A 17,131-nucleotide genomic window follows, 5' to 3' on the forward strand; every position below is an offset into this window, starting at 1 on the left:
GACATCATGGCAACACTGCGCGCGAGCGACCTGTCGCTGGGTTACGGCGACACGCCGATCGTGGCCGGGTTGGACGCCGAGATCACCGAGGGCGCCATCACCGCGATCGTCGGGCCGAATGCCTGCGGCAAGTCGACCCTGCTGCGCGGACTGGCCCGGCTGCTGCGACCGGTCGGTGGGCAGGTGATCCTCGACGGCGCCGACATCACGTCGCTGCGCACCAAGGAGGTCGCCCGCAAGCTGGGCCTGCTCCCGCAGTCCTCGATCGCACCGGAGGGCATCACCGTGGCGGATCTGGTTGCCCGCGGCCGTTTTCCGCACCAACGGGTGCTGCGCCAGTTCTCCCGCGACGACGAACAGGCGGTGGCCGATGCGATGGCGGCCACCGGAGTCACCGCGATCTCGGGGCGCGCCGTCGACGAACTGTCCGGCGGTCAGCGCCAACGGGTATGGGTGGCGATGGTGCTGGCCCAACAGACCCCGCTGGTCCTGCTCGACGAGCCCACCACGTTCCTGGACATCGCCCATCAGATCGAACTGCTGGATCTGTTCGCCGAGCTGAATGCCACCCAGGGCCGCACCATCGTCGCGGTGCTGCACGACCTGAATCACGCCTGCCGCTTCGCCGATCAGATCATCGCGATGAAGGCCGGCCGGATCGTGGCCCAGGGCGACCCGGCGCAGGTGATCACCGCCGACCTGGTCGAGGATGTGTACGGCATGAGGTGCCAGATCATCGACGACCCGGAAACCGGTACCCCGCTGGTGATCCCGCGGGCCTCGCCCCGGGACCGGGCCCGCCGCCGGTAGTCATCCGCAGCGGGTGATCACCGAGATCGAGTCCGTTATCGGCCACCGTGCAGGCGGCGCAGCCAGCTGCCGAACGGGTGGCGCACGGTGACCGATCCCAGCCGGACCTTCCCGCGCACGATGACGTGCAACTGATCCGACCGCGGGGTGCCGCGCACCTTGAGCGTCGCGCTGCCGGCCATCGCATCGATGGCGCTCACGTCCGCTGTGCTTCCCGGCGGCACGATCAGCTCCGTGGAACTGCAGTAGTCGTCGATGACGATCTCCACGACCGGCCCGGGTAGCACCGCCGAGGTGAAGTCGAGCGTCGTGCTGCACATCCGGGTGTGCAGGTTGAGCACCGGCGCCGGAGTCCACGTCCCGCGCCGGTCGATCGCGGTCATCCAGCCGCGCAGCTGCTCGGGCGGCAGGTGCGGACGGGCCGGCACACCCAGCTGCTGGGCGGGCAGATCGGAGAGCACCGCCCGCAGCTCGCCACGGGTACGCGCGGCCAGCACGGAGTCGGTCCGGTCGGCGAACTCGTCGAGGGTCAGCATGCCCTCGGAGACGGCGCGCTCCAGCAGCCCGTTCACCCGGGACCGGTCGGCGTCGGAGACTCGCAGGTGGTCGTCGGAGCCAGAAACCATACCTGCGAGGGTAACGATCAACCGAGTTCGACGAGCATGTGCCGCATCCCGGTGTGCCGGTTGCTGCGGGTCCATTCCACGGGCGCGGCCAGCCGGGCGGCGCCGAACCGGGCGAACAGTTCCTCGAACAGCACCCGCAGCTCCAGGCGGGCCAGGTTGGCACCCAGGCAGTAGTGCACGCCCTGACCGAATCCCAAGTGCGGGTTCGGTTTACGGGTGATGTCGAAGGAGTCCGGGTCGGCGAACGCCGCCGGGTCGCGGTTGGCCGACCCCTCCCAGACCTGCACCTTCTGACCGGCCCCGATGGCGCATCCGCCCAGCGTGACGGGCACCGTGGCGGTCCGGCGCTTCGATGGCGACGGTGTCGTCCAGCGCACCATCTCCTCGATCGCCACGGGCAACAGGCCGGGATCGGCGTGCAGCCGGTTCAGCTGGTCGGGGTGCTCGATGAGGGCGAGCAGTCCCCCGGCCACGGCATTGCGGGTCGTCTCGGCACCGGCGCTGAACAGCAGGCTGAAGAACAGGTAGAGCTCAAGATCAGAGAGCTCCGCGGCCTCGTCGTCCCGGAAGGCGTTGGCGACCACCGAGAGCATGTCATCGGTCGGCTCGGCGCGCTTGGCCGCGATCAACTCCATCCCGTAGGCGTACATCCGGGACCCGGCCTCCTCGGCCGTCAGCTGTCCCACCGATGCCTTGCGTGACCCGCCGAAGTCGAACTGTGGCTCGATCGCCTCGAACAACCAGTGCCGTTCGGAGTCGGGCACTCCCAGCAGGATGCAGATCATCTGCATGGGTAGTTCGGCCGCCACCTCGACCAGGAAGTCCAGTGGCACACCGGGTTCGACCGTGTCGAGCAGCGTCCGCGCCCGCCCGCGCAGGTCCTCCTCGACGCGAGTGATCATCCGCGGCGTCAGCCCGGAGCTGACCAGCCGACGGACCTGCGCGTGCCGCGGATCGTCCATCATGTTCAGCACCTGGCCGGCGACGGCCAGGTCCTGCAGCAACGTGCCCCCGTAGGGCCGCTCACCTCCGGTCACCGACGAATAGGTCTGCGGATCACGCAGCACGGCAAGGGTTTCGGCGTAGGTCGCCACCGACCAGAAGCCCTCCCCGTCGGGGGTGTGCTCGGTGGGTTCGTGCCAGTAGACCGGCGCCTCACGACGGTGCACCGCGAACAATTCGTGCGGGAAGCCCTGCGCGAAGTTGTCCAGGTCCGTGAGGTCGGCCAGGGTCACAGAATGGCGCCCGAGGTGTACTTGGCCGCCTCCGGGTGGCGTCCGACCAGTTCGTCGACGGCCGCGACCACCGCGTCCACCTGATCACCGGCGGCACCGGTGAACGCCGCCTTGTCGGCCAGCGCGGCATCCAGCGCGATGCGGTCCAGTGGCAGCCGCGGGTCGGCGGCCAACCGGTCCAGCAGGTCGGGCTCGGAGCCCTTTTCCCGCATGGCCAGCGCGACGGCCACCGCGTGCTCCTTGATGACCTCGTGGGCCGATTCCCGGCCCACCCCGGCGCGCACCGCGGCGATCAGGATCCGGGTGGTGGCCAGGAACGGCAGGTAGCGGTCCAGCTCACGTTGAATGACCGCCGGGTAGGCACCGAACTCGTCGAGCACGGTCAGGAACGTCTCGGTCTGGCCGTCGATGGCGAAGAACGCATCGGGCAGGGCCACCCGGCGCACCACCGAGCAGAACACGTCCCCCTCGTTCCACTGTGCACCGGCCAGTTCGGCGGCCATCGAGGCGTAACCCCGCAGGACCACCTGCAGTCCGTTGACCCGTTCGCACGAGCGGGTGTTCATCTTGTGCGGCATGGCCGAGGAGCCCACCTGGCCCGGCGCGAAGCCTTCGGTCACCAGTTCGTGGCCGGCCATCAGCCGGATGGTGTGGGCGAAGGAGGACGGGCCGGCACCCAGCTGTACCAGCGCGGAGACCACGTCGTGATCCAGCGAGCGCGGGTACACCTGGCCGACGCTGGTGAAAACGTCGGTGAAGCCCAGGAATTCGGCGATCCGACGCTCCAGGTCGGCCAGCTTGCCCGCGTCACCGTCGAACAGGTCCAGCATGTCCTGGGCGGTACCCATCGGGCCCTTGACCCCGCGCAGCGGGTAACGGTCGATGAGCTCGCGCAGCCGGGTCAGCGCCAGCAGGGTCTCCTCGGCGGCCGAGGCGAACCGCTTGCCCAGCGTGGTCGCCTGGGCGGCGACGTTGTGGCTGCGGCCCGCCATCACGACATCGCGGTAGAGCACCGCTCGCTCGGCCAGCCGCGCGACGACGGCCACCCCATGGCTGAAGACCAGTTCCAGCGACTGGCGGATCTGCAGCTGCTCGACGTTCTCGGTGAGGTCGCGACTGGTCATGCCCTTGTGCACGTGTTCGTGCCCGGCCAGCGCGTTGAACTCCTCGATCCGTGCCTTCACGTCGTGGCGGGTCACCCGCTCGCGGGCCGCGATCGAGGCCAGATCGACGTTGTCCAGGACCCGCTCGTAGTCGGCCACCACGCCGTCGGGTACCGCGATACCCAGTTCGGCCTGGCCACGCAGCACCGCCAGCCACAACCGGCGCTCGGCGATGATCTTGTTCTCCGGTGACCAGATCGCGGCCATCTCGTCGCTCGCGTAGCGGTTGGCCAGAACATTCGGGATCGTCACGGACACACAGCTTAGGGTGCGTCCCCGAGATGGGTCGGATCGGTGATGCCCTGGCCGCGGATGCCCAGCTGTCTGTTGATCAGTGTGGTGATGAAGAACAGCACGATGCCGGTCAGGATGAGCGCCCCGGCCAGGATGTACTGCTGACCGGGCCGGCCCGAGAACGGCAGCACGAGGTAGGCCGAGGCGAAGAAGCCGATCACCGGCAGTGCCGTCGGCGTCCGGAAGTGGCCGCCGGTGGCCCGCACGTCGCGACGCAGGACGAGCACGGCGACGTTCACCATCGCGAACACCGCGAGCAGCAGCAGTGAGGTGGTGCCGCCGAGGATCGAGATGGCGTCGTCGTCCGCCACGGCCGAGACGTAGAAGATCAGGCCGAAGGCGATCAGGGTGGTGAACACGATGGCCACCCACGGGGTGTGCCGCTCGCGGTGCACGGTGCCCAGCACCGGGGGCAGCACGTGTTGGCGCGCCATCCCATAGATCAGCCGGCTGGCCATCAGCATGTTGATCAGCGCGGTGTTGGCGACCGCGAACATCGAGATGAACGGGAAGATGTCGTCGATCGGTAGATTCGGCGCGCCGGCCTTCACGACGTCGATCAACGGGGTCTTGCTGGCCGCCAGGTCGCCGACCGGCACCAGGGCCACCGCGATGATCGCCACCACGACATAGACCACGCCCGCGATCCCCAGCCCGGTCAGCAGCACCTTGGGGAAGGTGCGCACCGGATCCTTGGTCTCCTCGGCCATGTTCACCGAGTCCTCGAAGCCGACCATGGCGAAGAACGCCAACGAGGTGGCGGCGGTGATCGCCAGGAAGGTGTTCTTGTCCTCCGGGGTGTCGAAGGCCACGACCCGGGAGAAGTCGACGTCGCCGCCCCCGGTGAAGGCCCACATACCCACCAAAATCACGATCAGCAGACCGGTGATCTCGATGACGGTCAGGACGACGTTGAGCTTGACGCTCTCGCTGACACCGCGGAAGTTCACCGCCGCGATCAGGCCCATGAACAACAGCGCCACCACGACCACGCCGGCCTTGCCCCAGTCCAGACCGAAGGCGACATCGAAATTCGCCGCGAAGAATCGCGAAGCCGTTGAGGCCGAGGTGATTCCGGAACACATGACGACGAACGCGACCAGGAAGGTGACGAACTGGATACCGAATGCCTTGTGCGCGTAAAGCGCGGCGCCCGCGGCCTGCGGATACTTGGTGACCAGTTCCAGATAGCTGAACGCGGTGATCGTGGCGATCACGAAGGCCACCAGGAACGGCAGCCAGGCGGCTCCGCCGACCTCCTTGGCCACCTGCCCGGTCAGCGCGTACACGCCGGTGCCCAGGATGTCGCCCACGACGAACAGCAGGAGCAGGCCCGGGCCCATCACCCGCCGAAGCTGGGGTTCCTCCTTGGTTTCCGGCTGCGTCATGCCCGCCCCCTCACTGGTCTCAGACGTGCACGGCCCGGTCGTCGACTGGTGCGAGCACGTCGATCACGTCGATCAACGTCGCCCGGGCGCTGGCGCGGGGGCCCTCCCCTTCGTCCACCAGAGAGGCAACCACAGCTCCGTCCACGGCGCACACCAGGGCGGTGACGAGTTCGGACCGTACCGCCCGGCCGGACCGTTCGACGACCTCGACCACGGCATCGGTGCGCTGCCGCAGGATGCGGCGCTGGATGTCGCGCAGCTCGGGTTGCCGGGCGCAGGCGATGAATCGCTCGTAGCGCGAGATCAACTGCTCGGACACCTGGGAGCCGGGATCCTCGCCCACCAACAGGTCGACCAGCAGGTCGGCGGTCGACTCGGCGCCGCGCCGTCGCCGGGACAGGGTGGCCACAGCCAGCCGCAGTTGTTCGGTCTCGCGCAACCCCACATACTCGACGGCCTTGGCGATCAGATCGTCCAGTGACGAGAAGTAGTAGGTGGTCGATGCCAGCGGCAGACCGGCCCGCGCCGCGACGGCACGATGGCGTACCGCGTCGATGCCGCCCTCACACAGCAGGTCGGCGGCAGCACTCACCAGAGCGCACCGCCGCCGCTCACCCTTGGGAGTCACCGCCGCCGTCACGCATTGCATCGTGCCAGCAAAGGCCCAGTTGTTTGGGGGTTTTCGGCAATCATTAAGGCATTACACATGTATCGCGATGCGACCAAGATCAACTGCGGTGGCAGGATGGCGCGCATGGCTGCCCCGAATCGCCGCGCCGTATTACGGATGGGTCTTGGTCTGGCCGCCGGCGCCGCGCTGGCTCCCGCGATCGCGCGCGCCGACCCGGCACCCACCTATGAGACCGGTTCATTCGCCTCGGCCGCGCGCGGTGGAATTCAGACCAGTTGGGCGATCGCCCGCCCGCCCGGGCAGACCGGCCCGCTGCGGCCCGTGATCGCGTTGCACGGCAAGGGTAGTGACGCCGCGACGGTGATGGCGGGCGGTGTCGAACAGGGTCTTGCCGAGGCCGTGGCGGCGGGTCTGCCGCCGTTCGCGGTGGTGGCTGTCGACGGTGGTGGCGGCTATTGGCACCGGCGGGCCTCCGGGGACGATGCGGGTGCGATGGTGCTCGACGAACTGCTGCCGATGCTGGCCGGGCGGGGGTTGGACACCTCGCGGGTGGGGTTCATCGGTTGGTCGATGGGCGGGTACGGCGCATTGCTGCTGGGCGCGCGACTGGGCGTTGCGCGTACCGCGGCCATCTGCGCGGTCAGCCCGGCGCTGTGGACGTCGGCCGGGGCGGCCGCACCGGGCGCCTTCGACGACGCGGCGGATTACGCCGCCAACAGTGTGTGGGGCTTGCCCGCCCTGGGGTCGATCCCGGTGCGCATCGATTGCGGCAACAGCGACCCGTTCGCCGCGGCGACACGCGAGTTCATCGACCAGTTGCCGACTCCGCCGGCGGGCGGGTTCTCTCCCGGCGGCCACGACGGCGCGTTCTGGAGTTCCCAGTTGCCCGCCGAGATCACCTGGCTGGCACCGCTACTGGTCAGAGGTTGATTCGGCCCTCGGCCGCGGCCAGTCCGATGTCCCTGCGAAAGTGACTGCCGGGCAACTTGATAGCCCCGATCCGGGCATAGACCGCGGCACGGGCGGAGTCCAGGTCGGTGCCGGTGCCGACCACCGACAGCACCCGGCCACCGGTCGAGACCACCGCACCGTCCTCGCGCCGAGCCGTGCCGGCGTGCAACACCCCGTCGGCCTCGGCGCCGAGGATGACGTCGCCGGTGCGGGGCCGGCCCGGGTAGTTCTCGGCCGCGATCACCACGGTCACGGCGGCGCCGTCCTTCCAGCGCAACTCCTCGAAGGAGGCCAGGGTGCCGGTCGCGGCCGCGTTGAGCAGTCCGCCCAGCGGTGACTCCAGCAGGGCCAGCACGGCCTGGGTCTCCGGATCGCCGAAGCGGCAGTTGAACTCCACCACCGAGGGGCCGGCCGAGGTGATGGCCAGACCGGCATACAGCAGGCCGGAGAATGAACTGCCCCGCGAGACCAGTTCGGCGGCAACGGGTTTGACGATCTCATCGACGATCTGGGTGACGGTTTCGGCGGGCAGCCAGGGCAGCGGGGTGTAGGCGCCCATGCCACCAGTGTTGGGTCCGGTGTCGTTGTCGCCCACCCGTTTGAAGTCCTGGGCGGGCAGCAGGGCGACAACAGTCTCACCGTCGACGACACAGAACAGCGAGACCTCGGGGCCGTCGAGGAAGGATTCGAGCAGCACCGGATGGCCGGAATCCAGCAGTGCCGCGGCGTGCGCACGGGCGGCGGCGCGGTCGGTGGTGACGACCACTCCCTTGCCGGCGGCCAAACCGTCGTCCTTGACCACCCAGGCCGCCTGGCCGGCCGGCGGGCCGAACCGGTCGAGCGCGGCGTCGAGGTGGCCGGGGTTGTCGACGATCTCGCTGCCTGCGGTGCGCACCCCCGCGGCGGCCATCACGTCCTTGGCGAAGGCCTTGGATCCCTCGATGCGCGCGGCGTCCTTGGACGGGCCGAAACAGGCGATGCCCGCGGCCCGCAAGGCGTCGGCGACGCCGAGGACCAGTGGCACCTCAGGCCCCACCACCACCAGGTCGGCCTCGACCTTCTGCGCGAGCGCGACAACTGCGGCACCGGAGGTGATGTCGAGGTCATGTTGCTCGGCGATGGCCGCGGTGCCGGCGTTACCGGGGGCCACCCCCAGCCAGTCGACCTGCGGGTCGCGGCGCAGGGCCAGCAGCAGGGCGTGTTCACGGGCTCCGGATCCGATGACGAGGACGCGCACGAGTGCCAAGACTATCCGGCCGCAGGGCGGATCGTGTCCGGGTCCACGGCCATACACGTTGCGATTGGGTGTATGGTCGACGGAACGAGTGCAATAGGTCACATCAAAAGGGGCTGTCGATGACGACGACGAATGCCTGTCCGTTCGGGGCGGGCTACGACTTCACTGATCCCGAGGTGCTGCTGGCGGGCATCCCGGTCACCGAGTTCGCCCACCTGCGCAAGACGGCGCCGATCTGGTGGAACGAGCAGCGTGAGTCGATCTTCGACGACGGCGGCTACTGGGTGATCAGCCGGCACGAGGACGTGAAGGCGATCTCGCGTAATACCGGCGACGTGTGGTCCACCAACGCCAAGGGCGCGGTCATGCGGCTGCCCGACGGCATCACCGCCGATCAGCTGGACCTGACCAAGGCGCTGTTGATCAATCACGACGCACCCGAGCACACCCGGCTGCGCAAGTTGGTCTCGCGACTGTTCACGCCGCGGTCGGTGGCCGCCCTGGAGGCGAAGCTGGCCGTGGCCGCCCGGGACATCGTCGCCAGGGCCGCCGAGCGCGGATCAGGAAACTTCGTCGACGACGTGGCGATGCCGCTGCCGCTGCAAGCCATAGCCGACCTGATCGGCGTGCCCGAGCAGGACCGCGAGAAGATCTTCCACTGGTCCAACTGCATCATGAACACCGACGACCCGGACTTCGACAGCGATCCCACGACGGCCAACGCCGAGTTGATGGGCTACGCGTACACCATGGCCGAGCAGCGCCGCGCATGCCCGGCCGATGACATCGTCACCCGGCTGGTGCAGGCCGATATCGACGGCGAATCGATCTCCGAGGTGGAATTCGCCTTCTTCGTGATCCTGTTGGCCGTGGCAGGCAACGAGACCACCCGCAATGCAATGACGCACGGCATGAACGCCTTCCTCGAAAACCCGGATCAGTGGGAGCTTTTCAAGCGCGACCGGCCGGACACCGCGGTCGAGGAGATCATCCGGTGGGCCAGCCCGGTGCACTGCTTCCAGCGCACCGCCCTGGTCGACACCGAGGTCGGGGGTGTCGCGATCCGGCAGGGGCAGCGGGTGGGGCTGTTCTACAGCTCGGCCAATTACGACGAAGAGGTCTTCACCGATCCATTCCGCTTCGATATCCTGCGCAACCCGAACCCCCATCTGGCCTTCGGCGGCAACGGCGCGCATTTCTGCATCGGGGCCAACCTGGCGCGGATGGAGATCAAGCTGATGTTCAACGAGATCGCCGATCAGATTCCCGACATCTCCAAACTGGCTGAGCCGCAGCGGCTTCGGTCCGGCTGGATCAACGGTGTCAAGGAACTGCAGGTTTCCTACAGCTGATCGCTACAATTCCGGCGTGCGAACCCACGGGTGGTCGGGTGCGGCGCCGGCCAGTGACGAAGAGGCCGTCGCCCGCATCCTGGCTGCCGCGGGCAAGGCGATCGACGAGCGCGGGGCCGACTTCTCCATCGCCGACGTCGCCCGCACGCTCGGGGTCACCCGCCAGACCGTGTACCGCTATTTCCCCAGCACCGATGCGCTGCTGATGCAGGCGGGCGTGGTGGCCGCCACCGCCTTCCTGGAACGGCTGGCCGCGCACATCGACGGGATCACCGATCCGGCGGACGCCGCGACCGAGGCCATCGCGACCGCACTGGAGTGGCTGCCCAAGGACAAACACATCGGGCTGCTGCTGGCCCCGGATCGCACCCCGTCGCTGACGGAGTCGGTGACCTCGGATATCGGCCTGCAGTTCGCGCAGTCGGTGGTGCGCCGTTTCGACGTCGACTGGGAGGCGGCGGGTTTCGGCGATGATGATCTCGATGAACTGGCCGAACACCTGTTGCGCATCATCCAGTCGTTCGTGATCGACCCCGGCCGGCCGCCGCGCACGGGTGCACAGTTACGCGCCTACTTACGGCGGTGGGTGGCTCCGGCGCTGCGGCCCTGATCCATTGCGACGTGTGGAGTCTCAGCCGTACTCATTACGGGTGCGGCTCCACGAATCGTGCTAGACGACGGTGAGCGGCAGCGACTTGCGCTCCTCGAACACCCACGACGCGCCACCGCTGAACTCGCACACCTCGACCTCGGGCAGTTTCTTGGCGGCCGTGTCGGTCTCGACGACCCGCACGGTCCAATCCGATTCGGTGCCCGACACCTCGGCCCGCAGGTGCGGGTCGACGGCCTGGACGATGGCCTGCAATGGCGCATCGCCGACGGGTGACACCAGCGCGATCCAGGACCCGTCCTCATACGCCGCCGAGCGGCGTACGTGTACGAAGCCCGGGTCGACATCGGCCGATACGTAGGCGGCGGGGTTGAGCAACGGATGCAGTTCCAGCACCCGCAACGCGGCGCCGGCGTCGGCCGGCAACTTCAGGGCCTTATGGATGCGCTCGGCAGCCACCCCTGCGATGCCGATGAGCTGTTTGGTGCGGATCGACCGGGCCAGCTCGGTATCGCCGCCGGCCCGCTTCTCCACGGCGATCTGAAACGACTTGACCAGCAGGTGCATCTGGATGCACACCTCATCGGCTATCCGCACCAGCGCCGAATGCGAGAATGCGGCGAAGTCGACGTCGGCGAGCAGCTCGCCCGAGTAATCGGCCTGGCCTTCGTCATCCGGGTCGATCGGGTCCAGCTCAACCGCGTGCGCGTGGGTGGCCGCGACGAGGTCCATCTCGGGGATGAAGGGCACCTCGGGATAGGACTCGTCGATGATGACCGTCCACCGGCAGTGCGGGTGCTGATCGGCCGGGGTGCGCGGCGGCCGGTGGATCGGCCGGACCTGCGCCTTGCGGTTGGTGGCCAGTGCGGTGGCGTCGAAGGTGGGGTCCTCGATGTCGTGGCACATGCCCTTGACGTAATCCGGGCCCATCGGCTCGACGTCGAGCAACGCCCCGCAGTGGTCGAGGTAGAACTCACCGTGCCAGCGGTCGTGCACGATGTAGCGGAAATCCATGAACTGCGGTGGCGCCCCGATATCCAGCTGCAAACCCTTGAACAGCGTGAAGATGTCGACGCCCTCGTACTTCAGCGCCTTCTGCATCCGCCGGGTGTAGAGCGGGCTGGCGGCCGCCCACTCCTCGATGGCGATCTGCAGCATTTCCTCACGACCGAAATTGCTGATACACCAGGCCATTCCGGACCGGTCGATCAACTGGCCGATCAGCAGCAGCTCGGGAACCAGGGTCGCCAGCTCCTCGCGCGACAGCGCGGCGTATCTACTCATCATCGAGGGACTTCCCGGAGTGCATCTTCACCGCGGCATCGACGTTGGCCCGCTTGTCCTCTCCGGCCCCCTTCTCGGCGGCCTTCTTGCGCTGCCGGACCACCTTGCTCACCGCGCCGTCGAGCTTGGAGCCCAGCGGGAACCCGAGGTAATGCGTGATGAACACCGCCACCTCCTTGAGCTCCTCGGCGGTCAGCTCCCCGTTGTGCAGGGCCGCGTTGATCTGGATCTCGGCGAGGTCAGAGTTGCCCACCGCGGTCACCGCCGCCAGGGTCAGCAGTCGCTTGTCGCGCATCGACAGGCCGGGCCGGGTCCAGATGGTGCCGAACAGGTGCTCGACGGTGAGATCGAAATACGGGTCGCCCTGGATGTCGGGCATCTCCCAGCCGTAGACCTCGTTCATCTTCTGCAGGCCGTGCGTGCGACGGTCGGTCATCCTCACTGCTCCTTCGTGTGCGGTACTCCGAGACCATCGGCCAGGCCGCGCAACGCCACCTGCGCCAACGGAAGATCCACTCCCACAGCCTCACCCAATCCCAGGGCCAGCGTCAGATCCTTCTCGCCGAGGCCGCGGGTGTGGGTGAACATGTCGAACAGCCAGTGGTCGGGGTCCAGCGGCGTGGTGTCATCGCGCAGGATGATCGCTCCGGGCCCGCCGCTCTGGGCGTCGCTGTGGCGCACCACCCGGCCCAGCTTCTGCAGGTCGATGCCGGCCGCCTCGGCCAATGCCATCGCCTCGCAGGAGGCGGCAAACCCGATGAAGGTCAACATGTTGCGCGCCAGCTTCATCCGGGTGCCCGCACCCGGTTCACCGGCCCGCACCACCAGCGACGCCCACTTCTTGAACACCGGTTTGACCGATGCGTAGGCCTCTTCCGAGGCGCCGACCATGACGGCCAGTTCGCCCTTGTCTGCGGCGCTCGCTCCCCCACTGACCGGGGCATCCACGATGTGAATACCTTTGGGCGCCAGCTGCTCGGCCAGTTCAGGCGCAGTATCCGGGTCGATGGTGGAGTGGATGGCGATGACGGTGCCGGGCGCGGCATGCTCACCGAGCTGTCCCACCACCTCGCGCACCTGCGCGTCGTTGAGCACCGTCACGCTGATGACATCGGCCTTGGCGACGTCGGCGACGCTGTCGGCCACTTCGGCACCCAGCTCCACCAACGGCGTCATCGCCTCGGTGCGCACGTCGAAGACGATCAGCCCGTCCGGCCAGTCGGCGAGCCGCTTGGCCATCGGCGCACCCTGGTTGCCCAGCCCGATATACCCGATCTTCATGAGCGGATGATCTGTCCGCCGTCGACGTTGAAGATCTGCCCGGTGATCCACTTGGCCTGATCGCTGAGCAGGAACAGGCACATGCCGACCAGATCCTCCGGCTGTCCCATGCGTGACAGCGGAATCCCCTTGACGATGTCGGCGACCATCTCCTGCGGCGTGGTGGTGCGATTGGCCTCGGTGTCGATCGGGCCCGGGGCGATCGCGTTGATCCGGATGTTCTGCCCGCCGAGTTCGCGGGAGAGCTGCTGGGTCAGGCCGTTGACGCCGACCTTGGCCAGACCGTAGAAGTTCGCGTACAGCCATGCGGCCGTGGAGGACTGGTTGACGATGGCGCCGCCGCCGCGCTTGGCCATCTTCTTGTACACCGCGCGGGTACACCACAGCGCACCGTCGAGATTCACGCTCATGAACTTCTTGTAGTACTCGGGATCGACGGTGACCAGAAAGTCCAGTTTCATGCCACCGAAGATGGCGGCATTGTTGACCAGGTAGTCGATCCCGCCGAACTCCGAGAGCGTCTGGGCTGCCATCTCGCGCGCGGACTCCGGGTCGGAGACGTCCACCCGGACGGCCAGCGCGTTGCCGCCCTCGCCCTTGATGGCGTCGGCGACCTTCTGGGCGCCTTCGAGATTGATGTCGGCGACCACGACGGCCGCACCCTCGCGGGCCAGCGCCTCGGCATAGGCCTGGCCGATACCGCCGCCGGCGCCGGTGACGATGCCGACCTTGTCCTTGAATTCCGCATACTGCGCCATGGTGTTCTCCTTAGCTCGCTAGCGTGGCGATGAGTTTGGTCTCCAGGTACTCCTCGAAGCCGGCCACACCCATCTCGCGGCCGACACCGGATTGCTTGTAGCCGCCGAAGGGCGCATCCGCCGAGTACCAGATGCCGCCGTTGACGTTGACGGTGCCGACCCGCAGTCGTGCGGCCACCGCCTGGGCGCGGGCGTCGTCACCGGAGAACACGGTGCCCGACAGCCCATAGGGCGAGTCGTTGGCGATGCGCACCGCGTCGTCGTCACCGTCATGGGCGATCACCGTCAGCACCGGGCCGAAGATCTCCTCGCGCGACACCTTGGCCGAATTATCCAGTCCGGCAATGACGGTCGGCTCGATGAAGAAGCCGGTGTCCAGATCGGCCGGACGGCCGCCACCACAGGCGAACCGGCCCCCCTCGGCGATCGCTGAGTCAAGATATGCCTGGATGCGGTCACGCTGGCGGGCCGAGATGACCGGACCGCAGACGGTGCGCTTGCTGTTCGGGTCACCGGGCTTGATGCCGCCCAGCGTCGCCGCGGCGGCCTCGACCGCCTCGTCATACTTCGCGCGCGGCACGACCAGGCGGGTGGTGATCGCGCAGCCCTGGCCCGCGTGCATCGCCACGGTGAATGCGGCCATGGCGCAGGCGCCGCCCAGGTCGGCGTCGTCGAGCACCACGAACGCCGACTTGCCGCCGAGTTCCAGGAACACCTTCTTGATGGTCACGGCGGCGTCGGTCATCACGGCGCGGCCGGTGTTGGTCGACCCGGTGAACGACACCATGTCGACCCGCGGGTCCTTGGACAGCAGCGCGCCGACACCGTGGTCGTTCGAGGTGACGATGTTGAAGACGCCGGGCGGGAAGTCGGTGTGCTCGGTCACGATCTCACCCAGGACGGCGGCCGCCCAGGGGGTGTCGGGCGCAGGCTTGAGAATCAGGGTGTTGCCGGCGGCCAGCGCCGGACCGACCTTGGCCAGATTGATCTGGTGCGGGAAGTTCCACGGGGTGATGGCCCCGACCACGCCGACCGCCTCACGGGCAACGACCCGATTGGTCGGGATGCCCTGCGGGGTGGCGTATCCGAGATCGGTGCGCCACTGATAGCTCTCCGCGGTATCGGCCGAGAACGCCAGATCGTCGACCGGACCTTCGAGTTGGGCACCTGAGGTCAGCATCCGCGGAGCGCCCACCTCGGAGATCGTCAGCTCACGAAGGTCCTCGATGTTGGCCTGCAGAGCTTCGCGGAGCTGGCGCAGGCAGCGCACCCGCAGTTCGGTGTTGGTCGACCAGTCGGTGTCGTCGAACGCGGCCCGCGCCGCACCGATCGCCGCACCCATATCGGCCTCGTCGGCATCGGCGGCGACACCGAGCACCTCCTCGGTGGCCGGGTTGACCGTCTCGAAGGTCCCCCCGCTGCCGGTGACGAGCTTGCCGTCGATGAGCAATCGGCTTTCGCGATCCGCCAGAATCGACATCCCACTCCTCGTGAGTTCCTGGACAAGTGTCCGACTAGATTTCTTCCGAACCATAGCCGCACCATCACGACGGTGGCAAGGGCGTGCACCTCCGCGTGGCTGGATATCGGATACACGCTGTTGTGGTGCGTATTCGGTCACCACGCTTGCCTGCGGGCGGTGTCGTCGGATAACTTGGACATGTGTCCAGCGATTCGGTGGCGACTGTCACAGGCGGCTCGGGCGGCGGGACTGCGGAGACGACGCGCAACCGCCGCCAGGAGGAGACCTTCCGCAAGGTCATGACCGCAGGCATGGAGATGTTGCGCGAGACCTCCTATGCCGACCTGACGGTCCGCGCCGTCGCCGCCCGCGCCAAGGTCGCCCCGGCCACCGCCTACACCTATTTCTCGTCCAAGAATCACCTGATCGCCGAGGTGTATCTCGACCTGGTCAAGCAGGTGCCCTACTTCACCGATGTCAATGACTCCATGACCACCCGTGTCGACAAGGCCGTGCGCGCGTTGACCATGGTCGTGGCCGACGAACCCGACCTGGCCGCGGCCTGCACCACCGCGCTGCTCAGCGGCAGCAGCGATCCGGCGGTCCGGACCGTACGTGACCGCATCGGCACCGAGATCCACAAGCGCATCCGTTCGGCGGTCGGCCCCGACGCCGACCCGCGAGTCGTCTCAGCCCTGGAGATGACGTTCTTCGGTGCGCTTGTCAACGCCGGCAGCGGCGCCTTCACCTACCACCAGATCGCCGACCGACTCACCTATGTCGTCGGGCTCATCCTCGGAGAGGACCAACAGACATGAGACTGGGCAAGGAGTCCACATGAGCTCTCCCACCGTCGATCTGATACTCGACCCCTACAGCTACGACTTCCACGAGGATCCGTACCCGTACTACAAGCGGTTGCGCGACGAGGCCCCGATCTACCACAACGCGGACCTCGAATTCTGGGCGCTGTCACGCCATCAGGATGTCGTCGCCGGATTCCGCAACAGCGTCACGCTGTCCAACAAGCACGGCGTGTCGCTGGACCCCATCTCGCGCAACGACGAGGCCCACCGGGTCATGTCCTTCCTGGCCCTCGACGATCCCGGGCACCTGCGGCTGCGCACCCTGGTGTCGAAGGGGTTCACCCCGCGTCGTATCCGCGAACTGGAGGGCCGGGTCACCGAGATCGCCCACCAGCATCTCGATACCGCGCTGCAGGCCGACTATTTCGACTATGTGGACGAATTCGCCGGCAAGCTACCGATGGACGTCATCTCCGAGCTGATGGGTGTTCCGCAAGAGGACCGGGTCCGCATCCGCGCCCAGGCCGACGCGGTGATGCACCGCGAGGACGGTGTGGCCGATGTACCGGATTCGGCCATCGCGGCCTCCGGCGAACTGCTGATGTACTACGCCGACATGGTCAAACAACGCCGCAAGCGTCCCACCGACGACCTGACCTCGGCGCTGGTCGAGGCCGAGATCGACGGTGACCGGCTCACCGACGACGAGATCATGGCCTTCCTGTTCCTGATGGTCGTCGCCGGCAACGAGACGACCACCAAACTGCTGGCCAATGCCGCGTACTGGGGCCACAAGAACCCGAGCCAGTTGGCGCCGGTATTCGACAACTTCGACCTGGTCACCCCGTGGGTGGAGGAGACGCTGCGCTATGACGCGTCCAGCCAGATCCTGGCCCGCGCGGTCGTCGACGATCTCACGTTCTACGACACCACCGTGCCGGCCGGTGATGTGCTGGTGCTGCTGATCGGTTCGGCCAACCGTGACGAGCGGGTGTTCGAGAATCCCGACGAATACCGTATCGACCGCGAAATCGGATCGAAGACAGTGAGTTTCGGCAGCGGCGCCCACTTCTGCCTCGGCGCCCACCTGGCGCGCATGGAGGCCCGGGTGGCGCTGACCGAGTTGTTCAAGCGAATCCGCGGATACGAGGTCGACGAGGACAATGCCGTCCGCGTCCATTCCAGCAGCGTCCGCGGATTCGCTCACCTCCCGATCACCGTCAAGCATCGCTGAAAGGCACTT

At 67.6% G+C, this 17,131-nt stretch carries 17 protein-coding genes; 6 read left to right on the forward strand and 11 right to left on the reverse strand.

Annotated elements, in window-relative coordinates; translation table 11 throughout:
* Window positions 1–6: 6 nt before the first annotated feature.
* A complete protein-coding gene (locus tag BST17_RS15135; protein ID WP_083059435.1) occupies window positions 7–810 on the forward strand; it encodes an ABC transporter ATP-binding protein in 804 nt (267 codons plus the stop codon).
* A gap of 35 nt (window positions 811–845) precedes the next feature.
* Here BST17_RS15135 and BST17_RS15140 read toward each other — a convergent pair whose 3' ends face one another.
* From BST17_RS15140 to BST17_RS15160, 5 genes are read right to left on the reverse strand one after another with little or no spacing between them, the layout of a single operon-like run.
* Window positions 846–1,436, reverse strand: coding sequence for a DUF1707 SHOCT-like domain-containing protein (locus BST17_RS15140; RefSeq protein WP_083059437.1), 591 nt, complete (start codon window positions 1,434–1,436; stop codon window positions 846–848).
* Window positions 1,437–1,453: 17 nt separating this feature from the next.
* Complete coding sequence (locus BST17_RS15145; protein ID WP_083059439.1) at window positions 1,454–2,671, reverse strand: cytochrome P450; 1,218 nt, start codon at window positions 2,669–2,671, stop codon at window positions 1,454–1,456.
* The gene (gene purB, locus BST17_RS15150) at window positions 2,668–4,086 is read right to left on the reverse strand and encodes an adenylosuccinate lyase (RefSeq protein WP_083059598.1); all 1,419 of its coding nucleotides are present in this window, start codon (window positions 4,084–4,086) and stop codon (window positions 2,668–2,670) included. Before purB ends, BST17_RS15145 begins: the two co-directional genes overlap by 4 nt.
* An 11-nt stretch (window positions 4,087–4,097) precedes the next feature.
* Complete coding sequence (locus BST17_RS15155) at window positions 4,098–5,516, reverse strand: APC family permease (protein ID WP_083059441.1); 1,419 nt, start codon at window positions 5,514–5,516, stop codon at window positions 4,098–4,100.
* Window positions 5,517–5,535: 19 nt separating this feature from the next.
* Window positions 5,536–6,165: a TetR/AcrR family transcriptional regulator gene (locus BST17_RS15160; RefSeq protein WP_083059443.1), complete on the reverse strand. Its 630-nt coding sequence runs from the start codon at window positions 6,163–6,165 to the stop codon at window positions 5,536–5,538.
* A gap of 96 nt (window positions 6,166–6,261) precedes the next feature.
* Here BST17_RS15160 and BST17_RS15165 point away from each other — a divergent pair, with 96 nt between their 5' ends.
* The gene (locus tag BST17_RS15165) at window positions 6,262–7,077 is read left to right on the forward strand and encodes an alpha/beta hydrolase (protein WP_083059599.1); all 816 of its coding nucleotides are present in this window, start codon (window positions 6,262–6,264) and stop codon (window positions 7,075–7,077) included.
* Here BST17_RS15165 and purD read toward each other — a convergent pair.
* The gene (gene purD, locus BST17_RS15170) at window positions 7,067–8,335 is read right to left on the reverse strand and encodes a phosphoribosylamine--glycine ligase (protein ID WP_083059445.1); all 1,269 of its coding nucleotides are present in this window, start codon (window positions 8,333–8,335) and stop codon (window positions 7,067–7,069) included. The genes BST17_RS15165 and purD overlap by 11 nt on opposite strands.
* 119 nt (window positions 8,336–8,454) lie before the next feature.
* Here purD and BST17_RS15175 point away from each other — a divergent pair, with 119 nt between their 5' ends.
* Together BST17_RS15175 and BST17_RS15180 are read left to right on the forward strand one after the other, a co-directional pair.
* Window positions 8,455–9,687, forward strand: a complete 1,233-nt coding sequence (locus BST17_RS15175) for a cytochrome P450 (RefSeq protein WP_083059446.1) — start codon at window positions 8,455–8,457, stop codon at window positions 9,685–9,687.
* A 16-nt stretch (window positions 9,688–9,703) separates the two neighbouring features.
* Window positions 9,704–10,297 carry a TetR/AcrR family transcriptional regulator gene (locus BST17_RS15180; protein ID WP_083059448.1) on the forward strand — a complete coding sequence of 198 codons (594 nt, stop codon included), beginning with the start codon at window positions 9,704–9,706 and terminating at the stop codon, window positions 10,295–10,297.
* Window positions 10,298–10,357: 60 nt separating this feature from the next.
* On the opposite strand, the gene BST17_RS15185 is transcribed toward BST17_RS15180, so the two are convergent.
* Genes BST17_RS15185 through BST17_RS15205 form a run of 5 tightly spaced genes read right to left on the reverse strand, consistent with a single transcriptional unit; the run spans window position 10,358 to window position 15,100 of the window.
* On the reverse strand, window positions 10,358–11,584 hold the full coding sequence (locus BST17_RS15185; RefSeq protein ID WP_083059450.1) for a hypothetical protein: 1,227 nt from the start codon (window positions 11,582–11,584) through the stop codon (window positions 10,358–10,360).
* On the reverse strand, window positions 11,574–12,017 hold the full coding sequence (locus tag BST17_RS15190) for a carboxymuconolactone decarboxylase family protein (protein WP_083059452.1): 444 nt from the start codon (window positions 12,015–12,017) through the stop codon (window positions 11,574–11,576). The genes BST17_RS15185 and BST17_RS15190 overlap by 11 nt, the downstream gene beginning before the upstream one ends.
* A 2-nt stretch (window positions 12,018–12,019) precedes the next feature.
* Window positions 12,020–12,862 (reverse strand): NAD(P)-dependent oxidoreductase, encoded by an 843-nt coding sequence (locus BST17_RS15195; RefSeq protein ID WP_083059454.1) that lies wholly within the window; start codon window positions 12,860–12,862, stop codon window positions 12,020–12,022.
* Window positions 12,859–13,620 (reverse strand): SDR family oxidoreductase, encoded by a 762-nt coding sequence (locus BST17_RS15200; RefSeq protein ID WP_083059457.1) that lies wholly within the window; start codon window positions 13,618–13,620, stop codon window positions 12,859–12,861. The genes BST17_RS15195 and BST17_RS15200 overlap by 4 nt, the downstream gene beginning before the upstream one ends.
* A gap of 10 nt (window positions 13,621–13,630) precedes the next feature.
* Window positions 13,631–15,100 (reverse strand): aldehyde dehydrogenase, encoded by a 1,470-nt coding sequence (locus BST17_RS15205; RefSeq protein ID WP_083059459.1) that lies wholly within the window; start codon window positions 15,098–15,100, stop codon window positions 13,631–13,633.
* A 182-nt stretch (window positions 15,101–15,282) separates the two neighbouring features.
* Between BST17_RS15205 and BST17_RS15210 the strand changes: the two genes are divergently transcribed.
* Both BST17_RS15210 and BST17_RS15215 read left to right on the forward strand, forming a co-directional pair.
* Window positions 15,283–15,900, forward strand: a complete 618-nt coding sequence (locus BST17_RS15210; protein WP_083059460.1) for a TetR family transcriptional regulator — start codon at window positions 15,283–15,285, stop codon at window positions 15,898–15,900.
* A 19-nt stretch (window positions 15,901–15,919) separates the two neighbouring features.
* The gene (locus BST17_RS15215; RefSeq protein ID WP_083059462.1) at window positions 15,920–17,122 is read left to right on the forward strand and encodes a cytochrome P450; all 1,203 of its coding nucleotides are present in this window, start codon (window positions 15,920–15,922) and stop codon (window positions 17,120–17,122) included.
* The last annotated feature ends 9 nt before the right edge of the window (window positions 17,123–17,131 follow it).

This window comes from Mycolicibacterium bacteremicum (genome assembly GCF_002086115.1).
GTDB classification, from domain to species: domain Bacteria; phylum Actinomycetota; class Actinomycetes; order Mycobacteriales; family Mycobacteriaceae; genus Mycobacterium; species Mycobacterium bacteremicum.

What these genes read in the sequence shown, in the direction of transcription:
- BST17_RS15135 (WP_083059435.1), top strand. Translation starts at nt 7, where the DNA reads ATGGCAACACTGCGCGCGAGCGACCTGTCGCTGGGTTACGGCGACACG.
- BST17_RS15140 (WP_083059437.1), bottom strand. Translation starts at nt 1,436, where the DNA reads ATGGTTTCTGGCTCCGACGACCACCTGCGAGTCTCCGACGCCGACCGG.
- BST17_RS15155 (WP_083059441.1), bottom strand. Translation starts at nt 5,516, where the DNA reads ATGACGCAGCCGGAAACCAAGGAGGAACCCCAGCTTCGGCGGGTGATG.
- BST17_RS15160 (WP_083059443.1), bottom strand. Translation starts at nt 6,165, where the DNA reads ATGCAATGCGTGACGGCGGCGGTGACTCCCAAGGGTGAGCGGCGGCGG.
- BST17_RS15165 (WP_083059599.1), top strand. Translation starts at nt 6,262, where the DNA reads ATGGCGCGCATGGCTGCCCCGAATCGCCGCGCCGTATTACGGATGGGT.
- BST17_RS15175 (WP_083059446.1), top strand. Translation starts at nt 8,455, where the DNA reads ATGACGACGACGAATGCCTGTCCGTTCGGGGCGGGCTACGACTTCACT.
- BST17_RS15185 (WP_083059450.1), bottom strand. Translation starts at nt 11,584, where the DNA reads ATGATGAGTAGATACGCCGCGCTGTCGCGCGAGGAGCTGGCGACCCTG.
- BST17_RS15190 (WP_083059452.1), bottom strand. Translation starts at nt 12,017, where the DNA reads ATGACCGACCGTCGCACGCACGGCCTGCAGAAGATGAACGAGGTCTAC.
- BST17_RS15195 (WP_083059454.1), bottom strand. Translation starts at nt 12,862, where the DNA reads ATGAAGATCGGGTATATCGGGCTGGGCAACCAGGGTGCGCCGATGGCC.
- BST17_RS15200 (WP_083059457.1), bottom strand. Translation starts at nt 13,620, where the DNA reads ATGGCGCAGTATGCGGAATTCAAGGACAAGGTCGGCATCGTCACCGGC.
- BST17_RS15205 (WP_083059459.1), bottom strand. Translation starts at nt 15,100, where the DNA reads ATGTCGATTCTGGCGGATCGCGAAAGCCGATTGCTCATCGACGGCAAG.
- BST17_RS15215 (WP_083059462.1), top strand. Translation starts at nt 15,920, where the DNA reads ATGAGCTCTCCCACCGTCGATCTGATACTCGACCCCTACAGCTACGAC.